General features: G+C 69.8%; 21 protein-coding genes, 1 tRNA gene and 1 riboswitch. Of the genes, 14 read left to right on the top strand and 8 right to left on the bottom strand.

Annotated elements, in window-relative coordinates; all coding sequences use genetic code 11:
- Window positions 1-45 precede the first annotated feature (45 nt).
- Entirely contained in the window at window positions 46-255 is a 210-nt protein-coding gene (locus tag DC434_RS14175) for a hypothetical protein (RefSeq protein ID WP_116635912.1), read from the bottom strand.
- Window positions 248-3,916: an AAA family ATPase gene (locus DC434_RS14170; protein ID WP_116635971.1), complete on the bottom strand. Its 3,669-nt coding sequence runs from the start codon at window positions 3,914-3,916 to the stop codon at window positions 248-250. The genes DC434_RS14175 and DC434_RS14170 overlap by 8 nt, the downstream gene beginning before the upstream one ends.
- A 230-nt stretch (window positions 3,917-4,146) precedes the next feature.
- Here DC434_RS14170 and DC434_RS14165 point away from each other — a divergent pair, with 230 nt between their 5' ends.
- Window positions 4,147-4,659, top strand: coding sequence for a methylated-DNA--[protein]-cysteine S-methyltransferase (locus DC434_RS14165; protein WP_116635911.1), 513 nt, complete (start codon window positions 4,147-4,149; stop codon window positions 4,657-4,659).
- A gap of 72 nt (window positions 4,660-4,731) precedes the next feature.
- On the opposite strand, the gene DC434_RS14160 is transcribed toward DC434_RS14165, so the two are convergent.
- Window positions 4,732-6,369, bottom strand: coding sequence for a cation acetate symporter (locus tag DC434_RS14160; protein ID WP_116635910.1), 1,638 nt, complete (start codon window positions 6,367-6,369; stop codon window positions 4,732-4,734).
- Window positions 6,366-6,713 carry a DUF485 domain-containing protein gene (locus DC434_RS14155; RefSeq protein ID WP_116635909.1) on the bottom strand — a complete coding sequence of 116 codons (348 nt, stop codon included), beginning with the start codon at window positions 6,711-6,713 and terminating at the stop codon, window positions 6,366-6,368. The genes DC434_RS14160 and DC434_RS14155 overlap by 4 nt, the downstream gene beginning before the upstream one ends.
- Window positions 6,714-6,821: 108 nt before the next feature.
- Here DC434_RS14155 and DC434_RS14150 point away from each other — a divergent pair, with 108 nt between their 5' ends.
- The 3 genes from DC434_RS14150 to DC434_RS14140 all read left to right on the top strand — a co-directional run bounded on the left by DC434_RS14150 (window position 6,822) and on the right by DC434_RS14140 (window position 8,538).
- Window positions 6,822-7,679 (top strand): LuxR C-terminal-related transcriptional regulator, encoded by an 858-nt coding sequence (locus DC434_RS14150; RefSeq protein WP_116635908.1) that lies wholly within the window; start codon window positions 6,822-6,824, stop codon window positions 7,677-7,679.
- A gap of 52 nt (window positions 7,680-7,731) precedes the next feature.
- Window positions 7,732-7,797, top strand: a riboswitch (guanidine-III (ykkC-III) riboswitch).
- Between the two features lie 11 nt (window positions 7,798-7,808).
- The gene (locus DC434_RS14145) at window positions 7,809-8,132 is read left to right on the top strand and encodes a multidrug efflux SMR transporter (RefSeq protein ID WP_116635907.1); all 324 of its coding nucleotides are present in this window, start codon (window positions 7,809-7,811) and stop codon (window positions 8,130-8,132) included.
- Window positions 8,133-8,193: 61 nt separating this feature from the next.
- On the top strand, window positions 8,194-8,538 hold the full coding sequence (locus DC434_RS14140; protein ID WP_116635906.1) for an Lsr2 family protein: 345 nt from the start codon (window positions 8,194-8,196) through the stop codon (window positions 8,536-8,538).
- Between the two features lie 39 nt (window positions 8,539-8,577).
- Here the strand turns inward: DC434_RS14140 and DC434_RS14135 are convergent, their stop codons facing one another.
- Window positions 8,578-9,195 (bottom strand): MarR family transcriptional regulator, encoded by a 618-nt coding sequence (locus DC434_RS14135; RefSeq protein WP_116635905.1) that lies wholly within the window; start codon window positions 9,193-9,195, stop codon window positions 8,578-8,580.
- A gap of 78 nt (window positions 9,196-9,273) precedes the next feature.
- On the opposite strand from DC434_RS14135, the gene idi reads away from it, so the two are divergent.
- The 9 genes from idi to DC434_RS14090 all read left to right on the top strand — a co-directional run bounded on the left by idi (window position 9,274) and on the right by DC434_RS14090 (window position 17,275).
- Window positions 9,274-9,795 carry an isopentenyl-diphosphate Delta-isomerase gene (idi, locus tag DC434_RS14130; protein WP_116635904.1) on the top strand — a complete coding sequence of 174 codons (522 nt, stop codon included), beginning with the start codon at window positions 9,274-9,276 and terminating at the stop codon, window positions 9,793-9,795.
- A gap of 3 nt (window positions 9,796-9,798) precedes the next feature.
- The gene (locus DC434_RS14125) at window positions 9,799-10,881 is read left to right on the top strand and encodes a polyprenyl synthetase family protein (RefSeq protein WP_116635903.1); all 1,083 of its coding nucleotides are present in this window, start codon (window positions 9,799-9,801) and stop codon (window positions 10,879-10,881) included.
- Window positions 10,878-11,774, top strand: a complete 897-nt coding sequence (locus DC434_RS14120) for a squalene/phytoene synthase family protein (RefSeq protein ID WP_116635902.1) — start codon at window positions 10,878-10,880, stop codon at window positions 11,772-11,774. Before DC434_RS14125 ends, DC434_RS14120 begins: the two co-directional genes overlap by 4 nt.
- The gene (crtI, locus tag DC434_RS14115; protein ID WP_116635901.1) at window positions 11,771-13,363 is read left to right on the top strand and encodes a phytoene desaturase family protein; all 1,593 of its coding nucleotides are present in this window, start codon (window positions 11,771-11,773) and stop codon (window positions 13,361-13,363) included. The genes DC434_RS14120 and crtI overlap by 4 nt, the downstream gene beginning before the upstream one ends.
- Window positions 13,363-13,710, top strand: coding sequence for a lycopene cyclase domain-containing protein (locus DC434_RS14110; protein WP_116635900.1), 348 nt, complete (start codon window positions 13,363-13,365; stop codon window positions 13,708-13,710). The genes crtI and DC434_RS14110 overlap by 1 nt, the downstream gene beginning before the upstream one ends.
- On the top strand, window positions 13,707-14,054 hold the full coding sequence (locus tag DC434_RS14105) for a lycopene cyclase domain-containing protein (RefSeq protein ID WP_116635899.1): 348 nt from the start codon (window positions 13,707-13,709) through the stop codon (window positions 14,052-14,054). The genes DC434_RS14110 and DC434_RS14105 overlap by 4 nt, the downstream gene beginning before the upstream one ends.
- On the top strand, window positions 14,051-14,944 hold the full coding sequence (locus tag DC434_RS14100) for a prenyltransferase (protein WP_116635898.1): 894 nt from the start codon (window positions 14,051-14,053) through the stop codon (window positions 14,942-14,944). The genes DC434_RS14105 and DC434_RS14100 overlap by 4 nt, the downstream gene beginning before the upstream one ends.
- Before the next feature lie 32 nt (window positions 14,945-14,976).
- The gene (locus DC434_RS14095; RefSeq protein ID WP_116635897.1) at window positions 14,977-17,163 is read left to right on the top strand and encodes an MMPL family transporter; all 2,187 of its coding nucleotides are present in this window, start codon (window positions 14,977-14,979) and stop codon (window positions 17,161-17,163) included.
- A 39-nt stretch (window positions 17,164-17,202) separates the two neighbouring features.
- Window positions 17,203-17,275, top strand: a tRNA-Arg gene (locus tag DC434_RS14090).
- A gap of 66 nt (window positions 17,276-17,341) precedes the next feature.
- Here DC434_RS14090 and DC434_RS14085 read toward each other — a convergent pair.
- The 3 genes from DC434_RS14085 to DC434_RS14075 form a co-directional block, all read right to left on the bottom strand.
- On the bottom strand, window positions 17,342-17,839 hold the full coding sequence (locus DC434_RS14085) for an HNH endonuclease (RefSeq protein ID WP_116635896.1): 498 nt from the start codon (window positions 17,837-17,839) through the stop codon (window positions 17,342-17,344).
- 309 nt (window positions 17,840-18,148) lie between these two features.
- Window positions 18,149-18,880 carry a M23 family metallopeptidase gene (locus DC434_RS14080; protein WP_243408938.1) on the bottom strand — a complete coding sequence of 244 codons (732 nt, stop codon included), beginning with the start codon at window positions 18,878-18,880 and terminating at the stop codon, window positions 18,149-18,151.
- 323 nt (window positions 18,881-19,203) lie between these two features.
- Window positions 19,204-19,905 (bottom strand): metal-dependent transcriptional regulator, encoded by a 702-nt coding sequence (locus DC434_RS14075; protein WP_116635894.1) that lies wholly within the window; start codon window positions 19,903-19,905, stop codon window positions 19,204-19,206.
- A 101-nt stretch (window positions 19,906-20,006) separates the two neighbouring features.
- Between DC434_RS14075 and serC the strand changes: the two genes are divergently transcribed.
- Entirely contained in the window at window positions 20,007-21,119 is a 1,113-nt protein-coding gene (serC, locus tag DC434_RS14070) for a phosphoserine transaminase (RefSeq protein ID WP_116635893.1), read from the top strand.
- Window positions 21,120-21,128: the final 9 nt, after the last annotated feature.

The raw sequence follows: 21,128 nt of genomic DNA, 5'->3' as shown, positions 1-21,128 counted from the left end.
CGCCGCCGTCCCCTCCGGGGCGGCGGCGGTTTCGCGTGGGGGCACTCAGTAGTGCGGCGGCACGTCCTGCATCAGGCGGTCGTCATTGGGACCCTTCGGACCGCGAGGTGCCGCGGCCACGTCGTCATCGTCGGTCTCGGGACCGGACTCCGGTGCGGGGTCGCTGCCGGGCACTGGCGTGAGTCGCGCCCTGCGCGCTCCGGCGACGCGGACGACGCGCTGACCGTCCGGATCGGGCTCGGACTGCTCAGCCATTCTCAGGGTCGATGATGTCGATCGGCTGCGTGTCGTTCTCGACGCGCGGCGCCGACTCGGAGATGCCGAGCACACCCGCGATGCGCGTCGCGGCGGTGACCGGATCGCTGTAGAGATCGAACGCGTGCACGCGCACGTAGTGCCATCCCAGTCTCCGCAGCACATGCGGTCGCAGCCGCAGCGTCTCCCGCAGCGAGTCCCCGCGGGACTCCGGATCCGATTCGATCACGACGGCCTTGCCGTCGTGCTGCGCGACCAGCGGAAGGAGCCCGCGGTAGTCGACGTCGACGGATGCTCCGAGGCGTCGCAGCTCGCGTGCCAGGGCGAGCGTGAGCGGATCGGCGAGATCCTCCAGCCGGGCGTCCCTGCTCCGTGCGGCGAGTCCGCCGAGGATCGACATCAGCGTGGCGGCGCCGTGCTCCAGCCGTCCGTCATCGAAGGCCGAGGGGCGGATGGACGAGACGATCACCATCGAGCGGCGGGCACGTGTCATGCCGACCGTGAGCAGCCGCTCGCCGTCGGGGGTCGAGAGATCGCCGAAGTCGCTCAGCACCCGACCGTGCTTCGTGAGTCCGAAGCCGAGAGAGAAGATCACCCGGTCACGGCTCTCGGCGACGGATTCCTCCAGCGTCAGCACCGCGAAGGGCTCCGCGGTGTCTCGACCGACGAAGTCCGCGACATCGGATCGGCCGGCGAACGCCGAGGTGACGGCCGCGCGGACGCGCTCGGCGTGACGCGTGCTGGCCGTGACGACCATCAGCGACTCGGACGGCCGATGGATCGCATGCTCGACGACGAGGGTCACGACCCTGGCCACCTCCGCGTCCGGGCTCTCGACCGCGCCCGACACCGGGTCCGGTGCACCGGTCCCGCCCTCGACGTAGTCGACCGTCAGGCTGCCGCGTCCGAGGTAGGAGCCGGCCCACGGCAGCGACACGATCTCTCCGCCGTAGAAGGCGTCGTTGATGAGCTCGGCGAGGTCCTCGCCTCCGGCACGGTAGCTGCGCGTGAGCGTCATCACCGGGAGGAGCTCGGACAGCCGCTCGAAGACGGAGACGTCGTCGAACGGGACCTCCGCCTCCCAGGACTCCACCGGGTCCACCGCGATGTGGAAGGGAGTCGGACGCTGTGTGACCGGGTCGCCGAACGCGACGATCTGCCGCGCGCGACGGATCGCCGGCGCGGCCTCCGCGAGGTTGATCGCGGCGGCGTCGACCAGCAGCACGGTGTCGAACTCGACGGAGTCGGGGATCTCGGGGACGAGGTACGGAGAGGAGATCCAGACCGGGGCCAGCACGTCGATGAGCGCGGGCGCGGAGCTGACGACCTCGGCCGTCGTCGTCGCCGGCTGCGTCAGCGCCCGACGGAGATGCTGCGACTGCTGCGGCTCGTCGACGATCGCGATCCGCCACTGGTTCGCGAGCTGCCAGGCGAGCAGAGGGCCGGCCATCGCGGCATGGGCCTCGTCGACGAGGCGGAAGTCGCGTTCGAGCCGGTCCACGACCGCGGTGTTCGCACCGAGGAGCGCCCGGTTGTCCTGCAGCGCCCGCTCCAGGAGCGACTGCCACCAGGCGAACTCGAGCTCGTCGCCCACCCGGGACTCGGCGACATGGCGCACGGAGAGCTCCGCGAGCAGCGGCTCCAGGCCGAGCAGCGCGAGACGGTCGCGCAGCTGCGCACGCTCCACGAGGTTGTCGAACACGTCGGACTTCTCGGCGAGACCGGCCAGCGTGCGGACCAGCCGCGCGACCGGGAGGGTCGCCAGCGGCTCGCGGCGGCCGAGCGCGGCATCGAGCTCCGCGAGCTCCGCCTCCACCCGCTGCCAGGAGGCGGCGACGTCGCCCAGACCCAGCGGCACCTCAGGTGCGACGCCGGCCTCGACGAACCGCTGCCACTGCGTGCGCTGCGTCTGGATGCGCAGCAGAGCCTCGTGCATCTCGGTGACGTGGACGCCGGGGCGCACGTACTCCTTCGCGAGGCGCCGCAGCCGTCGGCGATTGGCGGCGGACAGACCGGGCGCGTCACGGCGCGAGCCATGGGCCTGGATGAGCTCGCCCAGCGGACGCTCGAACACCGTGGGGCTGAACCGGTCGAGCGAGTCGCGGATGCCCTGCAGCAGGCGCAGATACTCGCCGAGCTCGTCGACGGTCGAGAACGGGCGCATGTGCGTCTGGGCGATCAGCTCGTAGCCGCGCTCGAGGAGCGTGGGCACGCTGCTCGCGTGCAGGCGTCCGGCGAGCTCGTGCGCGGCGCGTGCGGCCTCGGTGCTGGCGAAAGTCACGCCGTACCAGGGCGAGTCGTCGGGACCGAAGCGGAATTCGCCCAGGCGTGCGGCCTGGGCCAGCGACTCGGATGCCTCGGTCCGATCGGCGGCCAGACGGCGCAGGGCGTCGGGTCCGAGACGAGCCGTCGTCGACGGCGGAACGGGAAGCGATGCGAGGCGCGTGAGGTGACGGGTCGCGTCGAGGACCGACGCATCGGTCCCGGGGATCGGCGACGTGAGCGCCTGCCGGTAGTCGCGCAGCACGGTGCGCAGACGCACGAGCGCGTCGTCCACCTCGCTCACCTTGGGCGCTGCGGCCTTCTCGTTGCGCCCGATGGCACGGACGAGGTCGCGGCGCACGCTCGCCGGAGAGATCGCGAGGCTGTCGAGCCCGATGCCGGCGAGACGATGACGCACGCCGTCGAGCGTCGAACGCCGTGCCGAGACCACCAGCACGCGCTTGCCCGCGCGCACGAGCTCGCCCAGCGCGTTGATGACCGTCTGCGTGCCGCCGGTGCCCGGAAGCGTCGCCACCGTGAGCGAGTGCCCGGCGGCGATGCGTGCGAGCACGGCCTCCTGCTCGGCATCCGCATCGAGGAGGAGGTTGTCGGATGCCGGTGCACGGTCGTCCGGAGAGGTGTGGTGCGGTGCCGCCCGCGGTGCGGAGACCTGCTCCCGGTCGCCGACGTGGCCGTTGAGTGCGTTCAGCACCAGGTGATCGAGACTCCCGCCGTCGCGGGACATCGCCGCGGAGACATCGGCGAACGTCGAGACGACGAGCCGGGGCTCCACCGAGAACGTGTCGATCGATCGCGTCGTCGCGCGGAGGCTGTCGATCACGGGCTGCGGCTTGAAGATGCCGCCGTCGTAGGCGAGCGCCGCGAGGGATGCGGGGTCGATCGAGATCCCGAAGTGCTCGCGCGCGATGCGCACGAGCTCGGGATTCACCTCGAACGCACCCTGGAGCTTGAGCTCGAAGTCGGAGTGGTGCCGCCGGATCGCCAGAGGCCGCAGCAGGACGGGAGCGGCGAAGCCCGCACCGCCGATGCGCCAGCGGGCGACGCCGACCGCGAGGTGCACGGCCTCGATCCCCCGCACGGTGCGCAGCTCGGTGTTCTTGGCCGTGATCCGCTCGGCGGCGAGCCGCGCGGTGCGGAGCCCGACCTCGTCGCGGAACAGGTTCGACAGGAGCGTCGACTTGCCGGTGATGAACTGGGGAAGGCTGCCGGGGTGCGCCTTCGAGATGTCGATGCCCGACTCGGGCCCGTCGCGGAAGCTGACCAGAGGCGAGGGCCCGCCGAGATCGGCAGCCTCGGCCCGCAGACGGGTGCGCTCGGCCTCGGCGGCGTGCGCGATCTCGACACCGGTGCTCGACTCGTGCAGATCGCCGAGGGTCACAGCGGCCTCCGCCACCGCGTCATCCGCAGACCTGCCCTCACGTCGCCACACACTGACACCCTAGGCGCGCGAGAGCGCGAGCCGGGGTAACCCGGGCGGGTTTCACCGGAATTCTGGCCTCTGACGGGCGCTCGCGACTCCTCCTGCAACACACGGACCGCGAACCCGGTTGTCCACGCGGAGCGGACTGCCGCGTCCGCGAGGTCGCCGCGTCGGTTCAGTATGGATGCATGACCTTCCGCTACGACTTCGCACCCACCCCGTTCGGGGATGCTCTCGCGGTGTTCTCCGACGAGGGCATCGTACGCTTCGACCTCTCCGAATCCGAAGACCCCTCGGTGCCCTGGCTCCTCGAGGGCGTAGCGCGGCAGCTGCACGCGATGCCGGAGCCCGACCCCGGCGCGGCCGACGAGCTGGCCCACCTGCTCGCGGCGTACTTCGACGGGGAACCGGTCCGCTTCGAGGATCACCTCCGTCTCGACTGGCGGCTGGTCGAGGGATTCCCCCTGCTCGCCCTGCAGACGATCTGCGGCATCGCATGGGGCGAGACGCTCAGCTACGGCGAGGTCGCCGTGCTCGCCGGTCACCCCGGAGCGGCGCGGGCGGTCGGCACCGCCTGCCGCCTGACGCCGTTCTCGATCATCGTCCCCGTGCACCGCGTCGTGCGCTCCGACGGGACGCCAGGTCACTACGGCGCGCACCCGGAGCGCAAGACGTTCCTGCTGGACCTCGAGTCCCGCTGACCGACGCCTCCCCCGAGACGACGTGGACCCGGCGAGTAGGCCGCCGGGTCCACGTGCTCGAGGCTCCCGAGGTCAGTGCTCCGTCGCCTTCTCGGCCCCGAAGCCGGTGAGCGAACGCACCTCCATCTCGGCGGCGAGCTGCGGCGACTCCTTCCGACTGCTCGTGACGGTGCCGAGCCAGCCCAGCAGGAAGCCGAGCGGGATGGACACGATGCCGGGGTTGTTCAGCGGCCAGATCGCGATGTCGATCCCGGGGATCATCGACGTCGGCGTCCCGGAGAACACCGGCGACAGGACGATCAGGAGGATCGCCGACCCGAGCCCGCCGTACATGCTCCACACCGCGCCACGGGTCGAGAAGCGCCGCCAGAAGAGCGAGTAGAGGATCGTCGGGAGATTGGCGGATGCCGCGACGGCGAAGGCCAGTGCGACGAGGAACGCGATGTTCTGCCCCTGTGCCCCGATTCCGCCGATGATCGCCAGGATGCCGATGACGATCACCGTCCGACGTGCGACGCGCACCTCGGCGTTCGGGTCGGCCTCCACGGGCTCGCCCGCGGCATCCTTCTTCCCCTTCTGGATCACGTTCGCGTAGATGTCATGAGCGAACGACGCCGCCGCCGTGATCGTGAGGCCGGCGACCACTGCGAGGATGGTCGCGAACGCCACCGCCGAGATGAAGCCGAGGAGCACGGGCCCTCCGAGCTGCAGGGCGAGCAGCGGCGCCGCGGAGTTGACTCCGCCGGGGGCCGCCGCGATCACGTCGGCACCGACCAGCGCGCCTGCGCCGTAGCCGAGCACGAGGGTCAGCAGGTAGAACCCGCCGATCAGCCAGATCGCCCAGACGACCGAACGTCGGGCCTCCTTCGCCGTCGGCACCGTGTAGAACCGCATCAGCACATGCGGCAGACCGGCCGTGCCGAGCACGAGCGCCATGCCGAGGGACAGGAAGTCCCAGGGGTTCGCGCCGTACTGCAGCCCCGGGGCCAGGATCGCGTCGCCCTTGTCGGAGTTCGCCACGGCCGCTTCGAGAAGCGTGTTGAGGCTGAAGCCGTGGATGGCCAGCACCCAGATCGTCATCGCGAGCGCCCCGCCGATCAGGAGGAAGGCCTTGACGATCTGGACCCACGTCGTTCCCTTCATGCCGCCGATCAGCACGTAGACGATCATCAGGACGCCGACCACGGCGATCACGATCGACTGACCGAGCCGGCCGTCGATGCCGAGCAGCAGGGAGACCAGCCCGCCCGCGCCCGCCATCTGCGCGAGCAGGTAGAAGAAGCACACCGCGAGCGTGGTGATCGCCGCCGCCATCCGCACGGGGCGCTGCTTGAGGCGGAAGGAGAGCACGTCCGCCATCGTGAACTTCCCCGTGTTGCGCATCAGTTCCGCCACGAGCAGCAGCGCGACGAGCCACGCCACCAGGAAGCCGATGGAGTAGAGGAAGCCGTCGTATCCGTTGATCGCGATCGCGCCGCAGATGCCGAGGAAGGATGCCGCCGACAGGTAGTCACCCGCGATCGCGAAGCCGTTCTGCGGACCGGTGAACGAGCGCCCTGCCGCGTAGTAGTCGGCCGCGGTCTTGTTGTTGCGGCTGGCCCGGATGACGATGAAGAGCGTCACCGCGACGAAGGCGAGGAAGATCGAGATGTTGAGGACGGGGTTGCTCTCGATGACGACCGTCTCGGTCGCCGAGGGGACGATGTTCATGCGTGGCCCTGCGCCTTCTCGAGCTCTTCACGGATCTCCGTCGCCAGCGGATCGATCTTCCGATTCGCGAAGGACACATAGGCCATGGTGATCGCGAAGGTCGTGACGAACTGCCCCAGTCCGAGGAGCAATCCGACGGTGATATCCCCCCAGACGTGTTGCGCCATGAATTCGGTCGCGAATGCGGCGAGCAGCACGTAGGCGAAATACCAGAGAAGGAAGAACGCGGCGAGAGGGAAGATGAAGGATCGCTGCGTGCGTTTCAGAGTTCGGAATCTCGGTGATTCCTCGATCGCGATGTAATCGATCGCGCTGTTCGAATCCGCGGGGGTCTGGTCGCTCATGGGGCCTCCTTGCCACATGTCCGGTGCCCGCACGACGGGGTCCTGCGGGTGATAGGGTCGACGCTACGAAACGGGGAACGGTGCCGTCACCCCCGAAAGTAGGTAGTCGTGAGCTCACCCGTCGCCATCGAATCCGAAGGCGAACTCGTCGCCAACGCGGTGCGCGAGCTCGCCCGGCGTACGCGCTTTCCCGTGGCCTTCGGCGGGCTCATCGAGGAGGGCGTGGTCAGCGTCACGAGCATCGTCGGAAACCGCACCCGCTCTCTCGACGGTCTGCGGGTCCGCCCGGAGCGCGGCCTCGGCGGCCGAGCCATGATGGAGCTCCGCCCTCGGATGACGAGCGACTACGGGTCCTCGCAGCAGATCACCCACGACTACGACGTGTTCGTGCTGGGAGAGGGGCTGCGCACGCTTCTCGCCCTCCCGATCGTGGTGCACGGTCGACCGCGCGGAGTGCTCTATGCCGGCGCGTGGGATGAGGAGCAGGTGGGCGGCGTCACGACCGCCCCGGCGATGCAGGTCGCGCAGTCGGTCGCCGATGAGCTGCGCATCCGCGACGAGGTGCAGCGCCGGCTCCGGGCATCCGCTCCGGGAGCAGAGGCGGTTCCCGCCCCGCAGCGCGAGGAGCTGAGGGAGAGCTTCGCCGAGCTCCGCAGCATCGCCGCCGACGTCGACGATCCGGAGCTCCGTGCCCGGATCGCCCAGGTCGAGCGGCGCCTCGTCACTCTGGCGGGCGACGCCGTCCCGGTCGTCACCGGCCCCGTGCCGACCGTGCATCTCTCCCCCCGGGAGACCGATGTGCTCGCCTGCGCCGCGCTCGGCTCGACCAACGCGGAGATCGCCGCGCAGCTGGGACTTCGCGAGGGCACCGTCAAGGCCTACCTCGGAACGGCGATGTCGAAGCTCGATGCGTCCACGCGCCACTCCGCCGTCACCCGAGCGCGACGCGCCGGTCTGCTCCCGTGACGCCTGCCCGCACTGCCCAGGCCCTGCCCAGCCGCCTCCGCTAGCATCGGTCGTGGTCGGAGAACTCCGGCCCCGGACGAGGCAGACCAGTACCCGGTGAGCGAAAAGACTGGTCCGAAAGGACCGATCATGTCGTGGATCGTACTCATCGTCTCCGGAGTCCTCGAGGCCGTCTGGGCCACAGCACTCGGAAAGTCCGAGGGGCTCACGAAGCTCTGGCCGAGCATCATCTTCTTCGTCGGACTCGCCCTGTCGATGGTCGGACTCGCCTTCGCGATGAAGGACATCGCGACGGGTACCGCTTATGCCGTATGGGTCGGGATCGGAGCTTCCCTCACCGTCATCTGGGCGATGCTCACCGGCGACACCGAGATCTCCTGGCTGCGCATTCTGCTGCTGATGGGGCTGGTCGGGTGCATTGTCGGCCTGAAGCTGATCGACACGAGTCACTGATAATCGCCGTATTCCGCGATCCTCTTGTCCTCCGCTTTATCCCGGAGGTAGTGTCAATTCCATGGCGAGAAGAATTGTGCACCAGCTGGTAGACGATATCGACGGCAGCGTGCTGGAGGTCGGCGAAGGCGAGACCGTGCATTTCTCGCTCAACGGCACCTCGTACGAGATCGACCTCAATTCCGCACATGTCGAGGAATTGCGCCAGGCATTCGAGCCGTACATCTCGGCAGGACGCCGCGCCGGCACCTCCGGCGCCGCTCGGGCTTCGGCCCCGCGCAAGCGCCCGGCGCGCAACCCCGAGGTCGCGGCGATCCGCGCCTGGGCGAACAAGAACGGCTACACCCTCTCCGAGCGCGGCCGCATCCCGGCCCCGATCGTCGACGCCTACAACGCGGCGCACTGACGTCCGCCCTTCTGCCGGAGCATGCTCTGGCGGAAGGGTCTAGTCCGCCGTCCTGGTCAACCAGGGCTCGTCGCGGAGCGTGATCTCATCGGTCATGTCGGCGAGGAAGCGGATCACGAGGTCTCGCTCCTCTCTGCTCAGCCGGGCGGCGGCGTAGAACCGCTTGGCCTGCTGACGCCCGACCGTCTCCATCGCCGCATGGCGCGTCTCCGGCGTGATCGTGATCGCCAGTGCCCGACGATCCGTCGGATGCGGCGCCCGATGGATGTGCCCGCCGTTCTCGAGTCTGTCGAGCAGCTTCGTGGTCGCCGCGGTCGAGATCCCAAGGTGATGCGCGATCCCGCTGGGCGTCGACACGAGGTTCCGGTTGGCGCAGACGATGAGGTAGTGCAGCGCGCGCATGTCGGTCTCGTTGAGTCGCATGTATCGCCGAGACGCCTGCGACAGGCGCTGCTCGGCGTCGCGCAGCCCGGCCAGGGCCTCCATCACCGCGGCGATCTGCCGCAGATCCTCGGGCGGAACGCCGCTCCGGTCGATCAGGCTGCTCCGCGGGTCGCTGGCCTCGACGTCGTAGATCGCGGCGTGGCTCAGGCCGTCGGGCGTGCCTGCGGTGGTCGCCGAGGCGGCGTGCGGGGTGGTGCCGGCCTCCGAGTCCATGCGATCATGTTACACACGAAGAGTTTCATGCTAAGTTGATTACTCGCTTAGTTAGCTAAATCGGACGAAGGAGGCGTCGTGGATCACGTGACACTCCTCGCGGAGGACGGGACGGCGATCGGCACCCGACCCAAGAGCGAAGTCCACACCGCGGACACACCGTTGCACCTCGCCTTCTCCTGCTACGTCTTCGACTCCCGTGGACGCGTGCTCGTCACGCGACGCGCTCTGAGCAAGCGGACCTGGCCGGGGGTCTGGACGAACAGCTTCTGCGGTCACCCGCGGCCCGGCGAGGAGATGACCGCCGCGGTCCGGCGGCACGGCCTCAGCGAACTCGGTCTGCAGGTCGACGATCTCCGCGTCGTCCTCCCCGACTACCGCTACCGGGCGGTCGACGCGAGCGGCATCGTGGAGAACGAGGTCTGCCCCGTGCATGTCGCCGTCGTCGAGGGCGATCCCCTCGCCGACCCGGACGAGGTCGCGGAGTGGACATGGGTCGACGCCGACGCGCTCATCGAGGCGGCGGGCAATGCGCCGTTCGCGTTCAGCCCGTGGATGGGCGAGCAGCTTCCCCTCCTCCGCGCCATCGGAGAGATCTGAGCCATGACCACCACGGCGACGGAGGAGGATCTCGGCACCCGGATCGAAGAGGCGCTGAGGCGTCGCTTCTCCGAGCGCAGCGCCGCCGCCGAGCACTACGGCACAGAGTTCGTCGCGCTGTGGCAGGCGGCCGCCGAACACGCCCTCGGCGGAAAGCTGATCCGACCCCGGCTGCTGATCGATCTGCTGCGCAGCCTGACGCCGTCGGGCCTCTCGCCCGCCGAGGTCGAGCGCGCCATCGACGTCGCGGTGCATGTCGAGCTGCTGCACTTCGCCTTCCTGCTCCACGACGACGTGATCGACGGCGACCTGATCCGCCGCCGGCGCCCGAATCTGATCGGCTCGCTCGTCGAGCGCCGATCGACCGAGCCCGCGGAGCCGGCACTGCACTGGGCACGCTCGAGCGCGATCCTCATGGGCGATCTGCTCCTCGCCTCCGCCGTCCTGGGATTCGCACGCACCGACGTCTCGAGTGACGCGCGGGTGCGCCTGCTCGCCCTGCTGGAGCAGACGATCTTCGAGACGGTCGCCGGCGAACACACCGACATCGGCCTGAGCGACGGCATCATCGCTCCGGACCTGCGCACCATCCTCTCGACCAGCGCGTACAAGACGGCGACGTACTCCTTCGTCCTCCCGCTGCGCGCCGCCGCCGTTCTCGCCGGCTCGTCGCCGGCTGCCGAGGAGCAGCTCACCGCGATCGGCCGGCACCTCGGGCTCGCCTACCAGCTGCAGGACGACCTGCTCTCGGTGTTCGGCGACCCGGAGGCGCACGGCAAAGACGCCTTCTCGGATCTGCGTGAGGGCAAGGAGACCGCGATCATCGCCTACGCGCGCATGACCGGCCACTGGCCGAGCATCGAGCTGCGCTTCGGCTCGATGGACCTGAGCGATGCGGACGCCGCCGATATCCGCGATCGCCTCCGCGAGTGCGGTGCGGAGCGATTCGTCCGGAGCCTCGTGCAGGAGCAGCTCGGCGCGGTGTCGACCGTGCTCGGCGAGGCCGAGTCGGCGGGCACCATCTCCCCGGCGGCCGGGCGGACGATCCTCGGCCTCACGTCTCGCATCGAAGGCCGCACGGTATGACCGACGAACGCGCAGACGGCGCTCTCCGACGCTTCAACCGCACGGCCGAGATCGCGACGACCGACGTGATCCGCGCGTACTCGACCTCGTTCGGGCTCGCCACCCGCCTCCTCGGGAAGCGCCACCGCCAGCACGTGCGCAACATCTACGCCATGGTGCGGATCGCCGACGAGATCGTCGACGGCGTCGCGGCGGAGGCCGGCCTCGACGTCTCAGCCCAGTCCGCGGCGCTCGCCTCGTACATCGCCGAGACCCATCGCTCGATGCGCAGCGGCTACAGCAGCGATCTCATCCTCCACGCCTTCGCCCGCACCGCGCGGGAATGCTCGATCGGCGAGGATCTGACGCAGCCCTTCTTCGACTCGATGACAGCGGACATCGCCGCGGACGCCGGCTTCGCCTCCTACGACGCCGATGCGCATGCGAACTACGTGTACGGCTCGGCGGAGGTCGTCGGGCTCATGTGTCTGCAGGTCTTCCTGCGCGGGGAGGATCGGACGCCCCAGGAGCACGAGATCCTCGTCCGCGGCGCGCGCCAGCTGGGAGCCGCCTTCCAGAACGTGAACTTCCTCCGGGACCTGGCCGATGACACCGATCGGCTCCATCGCGGCTACCTGGGCGGCACGAACCGGCTCACCGACGCCGATCGCGATGCGTGGGTCGGCACAGTGCGTCGACAGCTCGACGATGCCCGCGCCGCGATCCCCCTCCTCCCCAAAGACGCCCGCGCGGCCGTGCGCAGCGCGCTGGCCCTGTTCGCCGCCCTCACGCAGCGCGTCGCCCGCACGCCCGTCGAGGTGCTGTACCGCCGGCGGGTCCGGGTTCCCGACCCGATCAAGGCAGGTCTCGCAGCACGCGCCCTCATCGTCACCGCACTGGAGCGCGACCGATGAGCCGCGTGGTGGTGATCGGCGCGGGAGTGGCCGGCCTCGCCGCTGCCGGGCTGCTGGCGCGCGACGGGCACGATGTCGTCGTGCTCGAGAAGAACGAGAGGATCGGCGGACGCGCCGGGACCCTCGAGCGCGACGGCTTCCGGTTCGACTCCGGCCCGTCCTGGTATCTCATGCCGGAGGTGTTCGACCACTTCTTCGCGATGATGGGCACGACCACCGAGGCGCAGCTCGATCTCACCCTCCTGGATCCGGGTTACCGCGTCTTCCGGTCTCCCGACGTCTCGGCGGGCCCCGTCACCGTCCCGGCGGGGCGCGCGGCCGTCTCCCGGCTCTTCGAGTCCCTCGAACCCGGGTCCGCGGCCGCTCTCGACGCCTACCTCGACTCCGCGCACGAGGCGAGCACCATGGCCGAGAAGTACTTCCTGTACAACCCGTTCACGCGGCTCCGGACCCTGACCGCGCCCGAGGTGCTGCGTGCACTCCCCCGGCTGTTCTCGCTGCTCGGCACCCGGCTGCAGTCGTTCGCCGCCCACCGCTTCCGCCACCCGGTCATCCGTCAGATCCTCGGATACCCCGCGGTCTTCCTCGGCACGGATCCGCGCAGCGCACCCGCCATGTACCACCTGATGAGCGCGCTCGATCTCGACCAGGGCGTGAGCTACCCGCAGGGAGGCTTCTGGCGGGTGGTCGAGCGCATCGGCGAGCTGGCCCGCGACGCCGGGGTCCGCGTCATCACGGGAGCGCAGGTCACCGGCATCCGCACGCAGGACGGACCGGACGGACCCGTGGCTTCCGGTGTGACCTGGTCCGACGCGACCGGCGCCGAGCACCTCGAGAGCGCCGACATCGTGGTCTCGGCGGCAGACCTGCACCACACCGAGACGGCTCTGCTCCCCCCGGCTCTGCGGTCCTACCCGGAATCCTGGTGGCAGCGCCGGACCAGCGGACCCGGCGGCGTGCTCGTGATGCTCGGCATCCGCGGTTCCCTCCCCGAGCTCCCGCACCACTCCCTCTTCTTCACCGACGACTGGAACGCGAACTTCGACGCGATCTTCGGCGACAGCCCCTCGGTCCCCTCCCCCGCGTCGACGTACGTCTGCCGCCCGAGCGCGACCGACGCCGATGTCGCCCCGCCCGGCCACGAGAACCTCTTCGTGCTGGTCCCCGTGCCCGCGGACGTCGACCTCGGCCACGGCGGCTCCGACGGCGCCGGGTCGCCGCAGGTCGAACGCGCGGCGGACGCCGCCATCGACCTCATCTCGACATGGGCGGACGTGCCCGATCTCCGCGAGCGCATCGTCGTCCGCGAGACGATCGGACCCGCCGACTTCCGCGACGACTACAACTCCTGGCGCGGGGGGATGCTGGGACCCGCGCACATCCTCAGTCAGAGTGCGATGTTCCGCGCGCAGAACGCCTCGCGCCGCGTGCGCGGCCTCTACTACGCGGGCGGCACGACCGCACCGGGCGTGGGCGTCCCGATGTGCCTCATCAGCGCCGAGATCGTGCTGAAGCGCGTGCGCGGCGATCACTCCGCCGGCCCGCTCCGCGAGCCCGTGCGGGAGCCCGTGCGCGGGGAGTCCGGCTGATGGGCGTGCTCTACCTGGGCGCGCTGATCCTGTTCTCCGGCTGCATGCTGCTGCTCGACCGGCGATTCCGCCTCTTCTTCTGGCGCGATGCGCTGTCGGCCACGATCGTCACCGTCGCCGGGTTCGTGTTCTTCCTGCTCTGGGACGTGGCCGGCATCGCCGGCGGGATCTTCTTCCGCGGAGAGGCGACGATCGCGACGGGCATCGTGCTGGCTCCGGAGCTGCCGATCGAGGAACCCGTGTTCCTCCTCTTCCTCGTCCTGTGCACGATGATCCTCTACACCGGAGCCGTCCGGATCCTCGCGCATCTCGGTGCGCGACGCGAGGCGCAGGAGCGGCGACCGTGACCTATCTCCAGCTCGCCGCGTGCTTCCTCGCCGTCGCCGCCGTCTGCGGCATCGTCCTGACCGTGGCATCCCGTCGGCGCGGCCCCGGCCCGGCCGCCGTCGCGCTGACGATCCTCGCCCTCTTCGCGCTGACGGCCGTGTTCGACACCGTGATGATCGCGACCGGTCTGTTCCACTACTCGCCCGCACATCTGCTGGGTCTGCACATCGGCCTGGCGCCGATCGAGGACTTCGCCTACCCCCTCGCCGGCGCCCTGCTCCTCCCGCCGCTGTGGACCGCGCTGCGCGCCCGGCGACGCGAGCGGGACGCCCGCAGCGCGGACGACGGGGAGCAGCAGGCATGAGCGCCGAGGCATCGGCCGCCCGCAGCACCGGGCGCGACATCGCGCAGATCGTCCTCTCGTCGCGGCCGATCAGCTGGATCAACACCGCGTTCCCGTTCGCTGCGGCCTATCTGCTCAGCACCCGCGAGATCGACCTCACGCTGGTGATCGGCACGCTGTACTTCCTGATCCCCTACAACCTCGCGATGTACGGGATCAACGATGTCTTCGACTACGCCTCCGACCTCGCCAACCCGCGCAAGGGCGGCATCGAGGGCGCCCTGCTCGCGCCCCGCATCCATCGCGCGACTCTCTGGGCCGCCGCCCTGACCAACATCCCCTTCCTCGCCTATCTCGTGATCGTCGGGAACCCGGCATCCTGGATCTGGCTGGCGGTGAGCGTCTTCGCCGTGATCGCGTACTCCGCCCCTGTCCTGCGTTTCAAGGAGCGGCCCTTCCTCGACTCGCTGACCTCGAGCACGCATTTCGTCAGTCCCGCCGTCGTCGGCCTCGCCCTCGCCGGTGCCGACGTCACCGCGGCCGCCGTGCTGACGCTCACCGCGTTCTTCCTCTGGGGGATGGCCGCGCACGCGTTCGGCGCGGTGCAGGACATCGGCCCGGATCGCGAGGCTGGGATCTCCTCGATCGCCACGGTCATCGGCGCGCGGGCGACGGTGCGGCTGTCGCTGGGCCTCTGGGTCGTCGCGGGCGCCGCCATGCTCCTGACGTCCTGGCCGGGACCGCTGGCCGCGCTCCTCGCGCTGCCCTACGTCGTGAACGCCGCGCCCTGGTGGAACGTCACGGATGACACCTCCGCGACCACGAACCGCGCGTGGCGGCGCTTCATCGCCCTGAACTACTTCTCCGGCTTCCTCGCGACGATGATCCTCATCCTCGCGTGGGTCTCCTGATTCCCGCACCGCAGCCCTCCGAAAGGCCCCCGATGTCCCGCCCTGATCACGACCCTGCTCCGCCGACCCGAGAGCGCTCACGACGACACTCCTGGGTGCGCGTGTTCATCCCGGTGGCGCTGATCCTCGTCTGGCTCGTCGGCGCGTCGCTCGGCGGGCCGCTGTTCGGCAAGGTCGACGAGGTGTCGTCCAACGATCAGACGACCTACCTCCCCGAGTCCGCCGACGCCACCCAGGTGCAGAAGCTGCTCGGCGAGTTCAACGACAGCGACTCCATCCCCGCCATCGCCGTGTTCACGTCCGAGGAGGAGCTCACCGCGAGCGAGCTCGACGCGATCTCGGATGCCGTCGCCGACGCGCCCTCCGTGGAGGGGGTCGGCGCCGAGGTCTCCCCCGCGCTCCCCTCCGAAGACGGGCGCGCCGTGCAGGCGTTCATCCCGATCCAGAGCGATGCCGAGCTCGCGGACGCCACCGCCGCCCTCGGCGAGGAGCTTCGCGGCGCCGTGCCCGAGGGCATCACGGTCTACATCACCGGTCCTGCCGGCTTCAGCGCCGACCTCGTGGCCGGCTTCTCCGGCATCGACGGGCTCCTGCTGGGCGTCGCGCTCCTCGCCGTGCTGGTGATCCTCGTGCTCGTGTACCGCTCGTTCCTGCTACCGCTCGTGGTGCTGTCGACCAGCCTGTTCGCGCTCTGCGTCGCGCTGCTGGTGGTGTGGTGGCTGGCGAAGTTCGAGATCCTGCTGCTCAGCGGTCAGACCCAGGGCATCCTGTTCATCCTCGTGATCGGCGCGGCGACCGACTACGCCCTGCTCTTCGTCGCACGATTCCGCGAGGAGCTCCGCGTCGTCCAGGACAAGGGCGCCGCCGTCTCCGCCGCGTGGAGGGGCTCCTTCGAGCCGATCGTGGCGTCGGGCGGCACGGTGATCGCCGGCCTGCTGTGCCTGCTGCTCAGCGACCTGAAGTCGAACAGCACGCTCGGCCCCGTCGCCGCCATCGGCATCGTGTTCGCGATGCTCGCGGCCCTCACCCTGCTCCCGGCGCTGCTGCTGCTGTGCGGTCGCGCGGTCTTCTGGCCGCGTCGCCCGAAGTTCGAACCCGAGGTCGTCGAGGCGGAGCACGGCATGCGGACGACGGGGCTGTGGGCGCGGCTGGCCGGCCTCATCAAGCGCCGCCCTCGCGTGATCTGGATCGCCACGACCGTCGTGCTCCTCGTGGGCGCGGCCGGCGTCACCCAGCTCGATGCCGTCGGCATCCCGCAGTCCGACCTCGTGCTCGGGGCGTCCGAGGCGCGCGACGGTCAGGCCGCCCTGGGCGAGCACTTCCCCGGCGGGTCCGGCAGCCCGGCCTACGTCGTCGTGGCCGAGGACCGGCTCCAGGATGCCGCCGACGTGCTGCTCGCGAGCGACGGCATCGACGGGGTGTCCGTCACCGCGGCGGACTCGCCCAGCGGCACGGCGACCGTGACAGAGGACGGGCTGACCGCCGTCGGCCCTCCGGGTACACCGGCCCCGGAGCCGACGGTCGTCGACGGCGACGTCCTGCTCCAGGCGACGCTCACGGATGCCGCGGACTCCGACGCCGCCGCCGCGACGGTCCGCGAGCTGCGCTCCGAGCTGAGCGAGCTGGATGCGCTCGTCGGCGGAGTGACCGCGACCTCGATCGACACGAACGACGCGTCGATCCACGACCGGAACCTCATCATCCCCGTGATCCTCGTCGTGATCATGTTCATCCTGATGCTGCTGCTGCGGTCGGTCCTCGCACCGGTGCTGCTGATCCTGACCACGGTGCTCTCCTTCGGCACGGCGATGGGCGTCTCGGCGCTCGTGTTCAACAGGATCTTCCAGTTCCCCGGAGCCGATCCCGCCGTCCCGCTCTTCGGCTTCGTGTTCCTCGTCGCCCTGGGCATCGACTACAACATCTTCCTGATGACCCGCGTGCGGGAGGAGTCGAAGGCGCACGGCACCCGCGAGGGTGTCCTGCGCGGACTCTCGATCACCGGCGGAGTGATCACCTCGGCCGGGCTCGTGCTCGCCGCGACGTTCGCGGCGCTCTCGGTCATCCCGATCCTGTTCCTGGTGCAGCTCGCGTTCATCGTCGCGTTCGGCGTGCTGCTGGACACGTTCGTGGTGCGCTCGCTCCTGGTGCCTGCGCTCGCATACGACATCGGCAAGGCCATCTGGTGGCCCTCGAAGCTGTGGCGGCGCGGGCAGGATTAGCGGCGGGGGCGCCCGATCGGTCGCCTAGACTTGAACCGCGCCCTCGTAGCTCAGGGGATAGAGCAGCCCTCTCCTAAAGGGCAGGTCGCAGGTTCGAATCCTGTCGCGGGCACGGAACGCGAAGGGCCGCCCTCACGGGCGGCCCTTCCTCCGTCTCCGGGTGCGTCCGCCCGACTCTTCACGCCGCGAGGGCGAGATACGGCTCCCACCGAGGGTCGCTGCGCTCGGTCCCGCGAACGGTCCAGGCGGTGCCGTGCGGCGGGCGGGGAGTGAACCGCAGCTGCCAGCGCATCTCCTGCGGCGTCCGATCGCTCTTGACGTTGTTGCAGCGCAGGCAGCAGGCGACGAGGTTCTCCCAGGAGTCCGCGCCGCCGCGCGAGCGAGGGAGCACGTGGTCGATGGTGGATGCGGCCTTGCCGCAGTACCCGCAGCGGTGGTTGTCGCGGCGGAGGACGCCCCGTCTGGTCACCGGCACCCGTCTGCTCTTCGGCACCCGCACGTAGCGGGAGAGGATGATCACCGCGGGGCGTTCGTAGACGCCGTGACTCCCCCAGACGGGATCGTCTTCCACGCGTTCGATCACCGTGGCCTTGTCGTTCATCACGAGCACGAGCGCTCGCTTGAACGACACGATCGCCAACGGCTCGTATCCGGCATTCAGGACCAGTGTGCGCATTCGTCATCCTCTCGATCCGCCGGGACGGCTTCCCGGCACTCTCGACTCACACGAGGTCGCGCAGGCGGCAGAGCGTTCGCAGGGACGAAAAAAGGCGCTGTCTACAGACAGCGCCTTTCGCGCGCGGCAACGCCGTGGCATCCCTGCGGGCTATGCAGAAGGACGTGACGACCGAGGGCATCCATGGTTCGGATGCTCGATATTCGCTCCATCTGCCTCTCCCGCCAGTACGACAACGGGTTCAGGCTAACCCATCCAGCTGGATGGGAGGCGAAACGAGAGATGAACGGACGGAGGCGTGTCCGCGGATCAGCCGGCGTTCGCCGCGAGCCAGGAGTAGGGCTCGACGATTCCGCCGTTGATCCACACCTCGAAGTGGAGGTGGTTGGCGGTCGAGCTTCCGGTGCTGCCGACGTAGCCGATCAGCTGTCCGGCGGAGACGGTCTGGCCCTCTTCGACCTGACGCGAGCCGTAGGTCATGTGACCGTAGGTGCTCTGGACCTGCTGTCCGCCCACGACGCTGTCGATCATGACGCAGACGCCGTAGCCGCCGATGCTCTCGGCCGACGCGCGGACGACGCCCGCCGCCGTGGCGTAGATCGGGGTGAGGGCCGGCGCGAGCATGTCGACGCCGTTGTGGCCGCCGCCGATCGTGCGGCCTTCCGTGTAGGAGCCGGGAGGCAGCGGATAGCGCACCTCCCCGGATCCGGGCGAGACCAGCGCGTAGCCGGCGGTGTTGAAGTTCGCGGTGGCGGGCGAGGCTGCCGCTGCACGTGCGGCGGCTGCGGCCTCTGCCTTCTTCTTCTCGATCTCCTCCGGCGTCGTCGCCGTGAAGGTTCCGCGGTTGAGCGGCGCTGCGGTCGCCTGCGAGGCGACGACGAGCGACTGCGCGTCGACGGCTGCGAGCTGCTGGACGGTGGTCGACGCCTCTGCCGGCTTGCTCGCCGCGTAGGCGGGAAGGGCGACGGCGGCCACCAGGGCACCGACGGCCGCGAAGATGGCGACGGATCGGAGGGGCTTGACGGCCTTGCGAGCCGTCACCCGCGCACCGGTGCGGCGGGCGGGAACTCGGTCTTCAGATGTCTTCGCGGTCGGTTCGATGTCTGCGGCCAAAACTTTGTCCTCCTGGGCCCTCGCGCTTTCGGGTAGCGCTGGCTCGTCGGCACTCTCGTTCTCGTGGCACGAATGTAGCTCGGGTACTTTGTGCGTTCCTGCCGTGAAGACGACGAGCCTGGAAGGCGATCTTCGCGGGTCATCGCCAGCGGGCTTCTTCGCTGACGACTTGACCGAGGTTACCGGAAGATAACGATCATGTCACCCTGGGAACCTGGCAATCGACGCAGAGCCCTGACTTTCCGCGTGGATCAGGCCGGTTCACCGACCAGGAAGATGTGCGAGGCGAGCTCGACGGGCAGTTCCAGCCCGTCTTCCTTGCCGTCCATCTGGATCAGGACGTAGCCCTCGCTGAAGCGGAAGTCGCCGTGCGCGCCGGGCATGACGCCGGCATCGCGCAGCTGCTCCAGCAGCTCCGGATCGACCTGAGCGGGTTCGGCGAGACGGCGGACCGTGCCGTCGATGGGCGCGCCCGCCGCGTTCAGCTTCTGGACCAGGCCGATGACGCCCTCGTCGAAGGTGCGCGCCGGCAGGTCGCCGAGCTGGTCGAGGCCCGGGATCGGGTTGCCGTAGGGAGACTCCGTGGGGTGGCCGAGGAGCTCGACGAGGCGACGCTCGACCTGCTCGCTCATCACGTGCTCCCAGCGACAGGCCTCCTCGTGCACGAACGCCCAGTCCAGCCCGATGACATCGGACAGGAGACGCTCGGCGAGACGGTGCTTGCGCATGACGTCGACGGCCTTGCGCCGCCCGGCGTCGGTGAGTTCGAGGGTGCGGTCCTCGGAGACGACGACCAGCCCATCGCGCTCCATGCGACCGACGGTCTGCGAGACCGTGGGGCCGGAGTGCCCGAGGCGCTCGGAGATGCGCGCGCGCAGGGGCACGATGTTCTCCTCCTCGAGCTCGAGGATGGTGCGGAGATACATCTCCGTGGTGTCGATCAGATCGGTCATGTGCAGGCCCTCCGAGATTCTTAGGCAAGCCTACATTCCCGGACGGACATCGGATCCGCCGTCGGCGGGGAAGGATGCCGCGCGCCCCCTAGAATCGACGCATGGCGATCGAGATTCCCGGTGACCTCCTGCCCGCTGACGGTCGTTTCGGCTGCGGCCCCTCGAAGGTGCGCCCCGCGCAGCTCGAGGCGCTTCTCTCGTCGGGGGCGGCGATCCTCGGGACATCCCACCGTCAAGCGCCCGTGAAGAACCTCGTCGGCAGCGTGCGCGAGCAGCTCGCCGCCCTGTTCCGCGTTCCGGAGGGGTACGAGATCCTCGTCGGCAACGGCGGCTCGACGGCGTTCTGGGACGCGGCCGCCTTCGGCCTCATCGAGCGCCGCAGCCAGAACCTCGTGTTCGGGGAGTTCGGCGGCAAGTTCGCGGCCGCCGCGGGCGCCCCGTGGCTCGAGGCCCCCGACGTGCGCAAGTCCGAGCCGGGCTCCCGTGCGAACGCCGAGGTCGTGGAAGGCGTCGACGTGTACGCCTGGCCGCACAACGAGACGTCCACGGGCGTCGCCGCTCCGGTGGAGCGCGTCCGCGCGGAGGGCGCCCTCACCGTCATCGACGCGACCAGCGCCGCCGGAGGCATCGACTTCGACGTGACTCAGGCCGACGTGTACTACTTCGCCCCGCAGAAGAATCTCGGATCCGACGGAGGACTCTGGTTCGCCGCCGTCTCCCCCGCCGCGATCGAGCGGATCGAGCGGATCGCCGCGTCCGACCGCTACATCCCCGAGTTCCTCAGCCTGAAGAACGCGGTCGACAACTCGCGCCTGAACCAGACGCTCAACACCCCGGCCCTCACCACGCTCCACCTGCTCGACAGCCAGCTCCGCTGGATCCTCGACCACGGCGGACTCGCGTGGGCCGCCGGCCGCACGTCGGAGTCCTCTTCGGCGCTGTACGACTGGGCCGAGGCATCTGCCGTCGCGACGCCGTTCGTCGCCGACGTCGCACACCGCTCGCCGGTGGTCGTCACGATCGACTTCGACGAGAGCATCGACGCGGCGGCGATCGCGAAGACGCTGCGCGCCAACGGGATCGTCGACACCGAGCCGTACCGCAAGCTCGGTCGCAACCAGCTCCGCGTGGCGACCTTCGTCTCGATCGAGCCGGACGACATCCGTCAGCTGACCCGTTCGCTCGACTACGTGCTGGAGAACATCGGCGCCTGAGCGCCGGCG

Source organism: Microbacterium sp. TPD7012 (assembly GCF_003075395.1).
In the GTDB taxonomy this organism is placed as follows: Bacteria; Actinomycetota; Actinomycetes; order Actinomycetales; family Microbacteriaceae; genus Microbacterium.
Note: the sequence above shows the minus strand (reverse complement) of the source record. Positions and strands in the feature narration are given on the sequence as shown.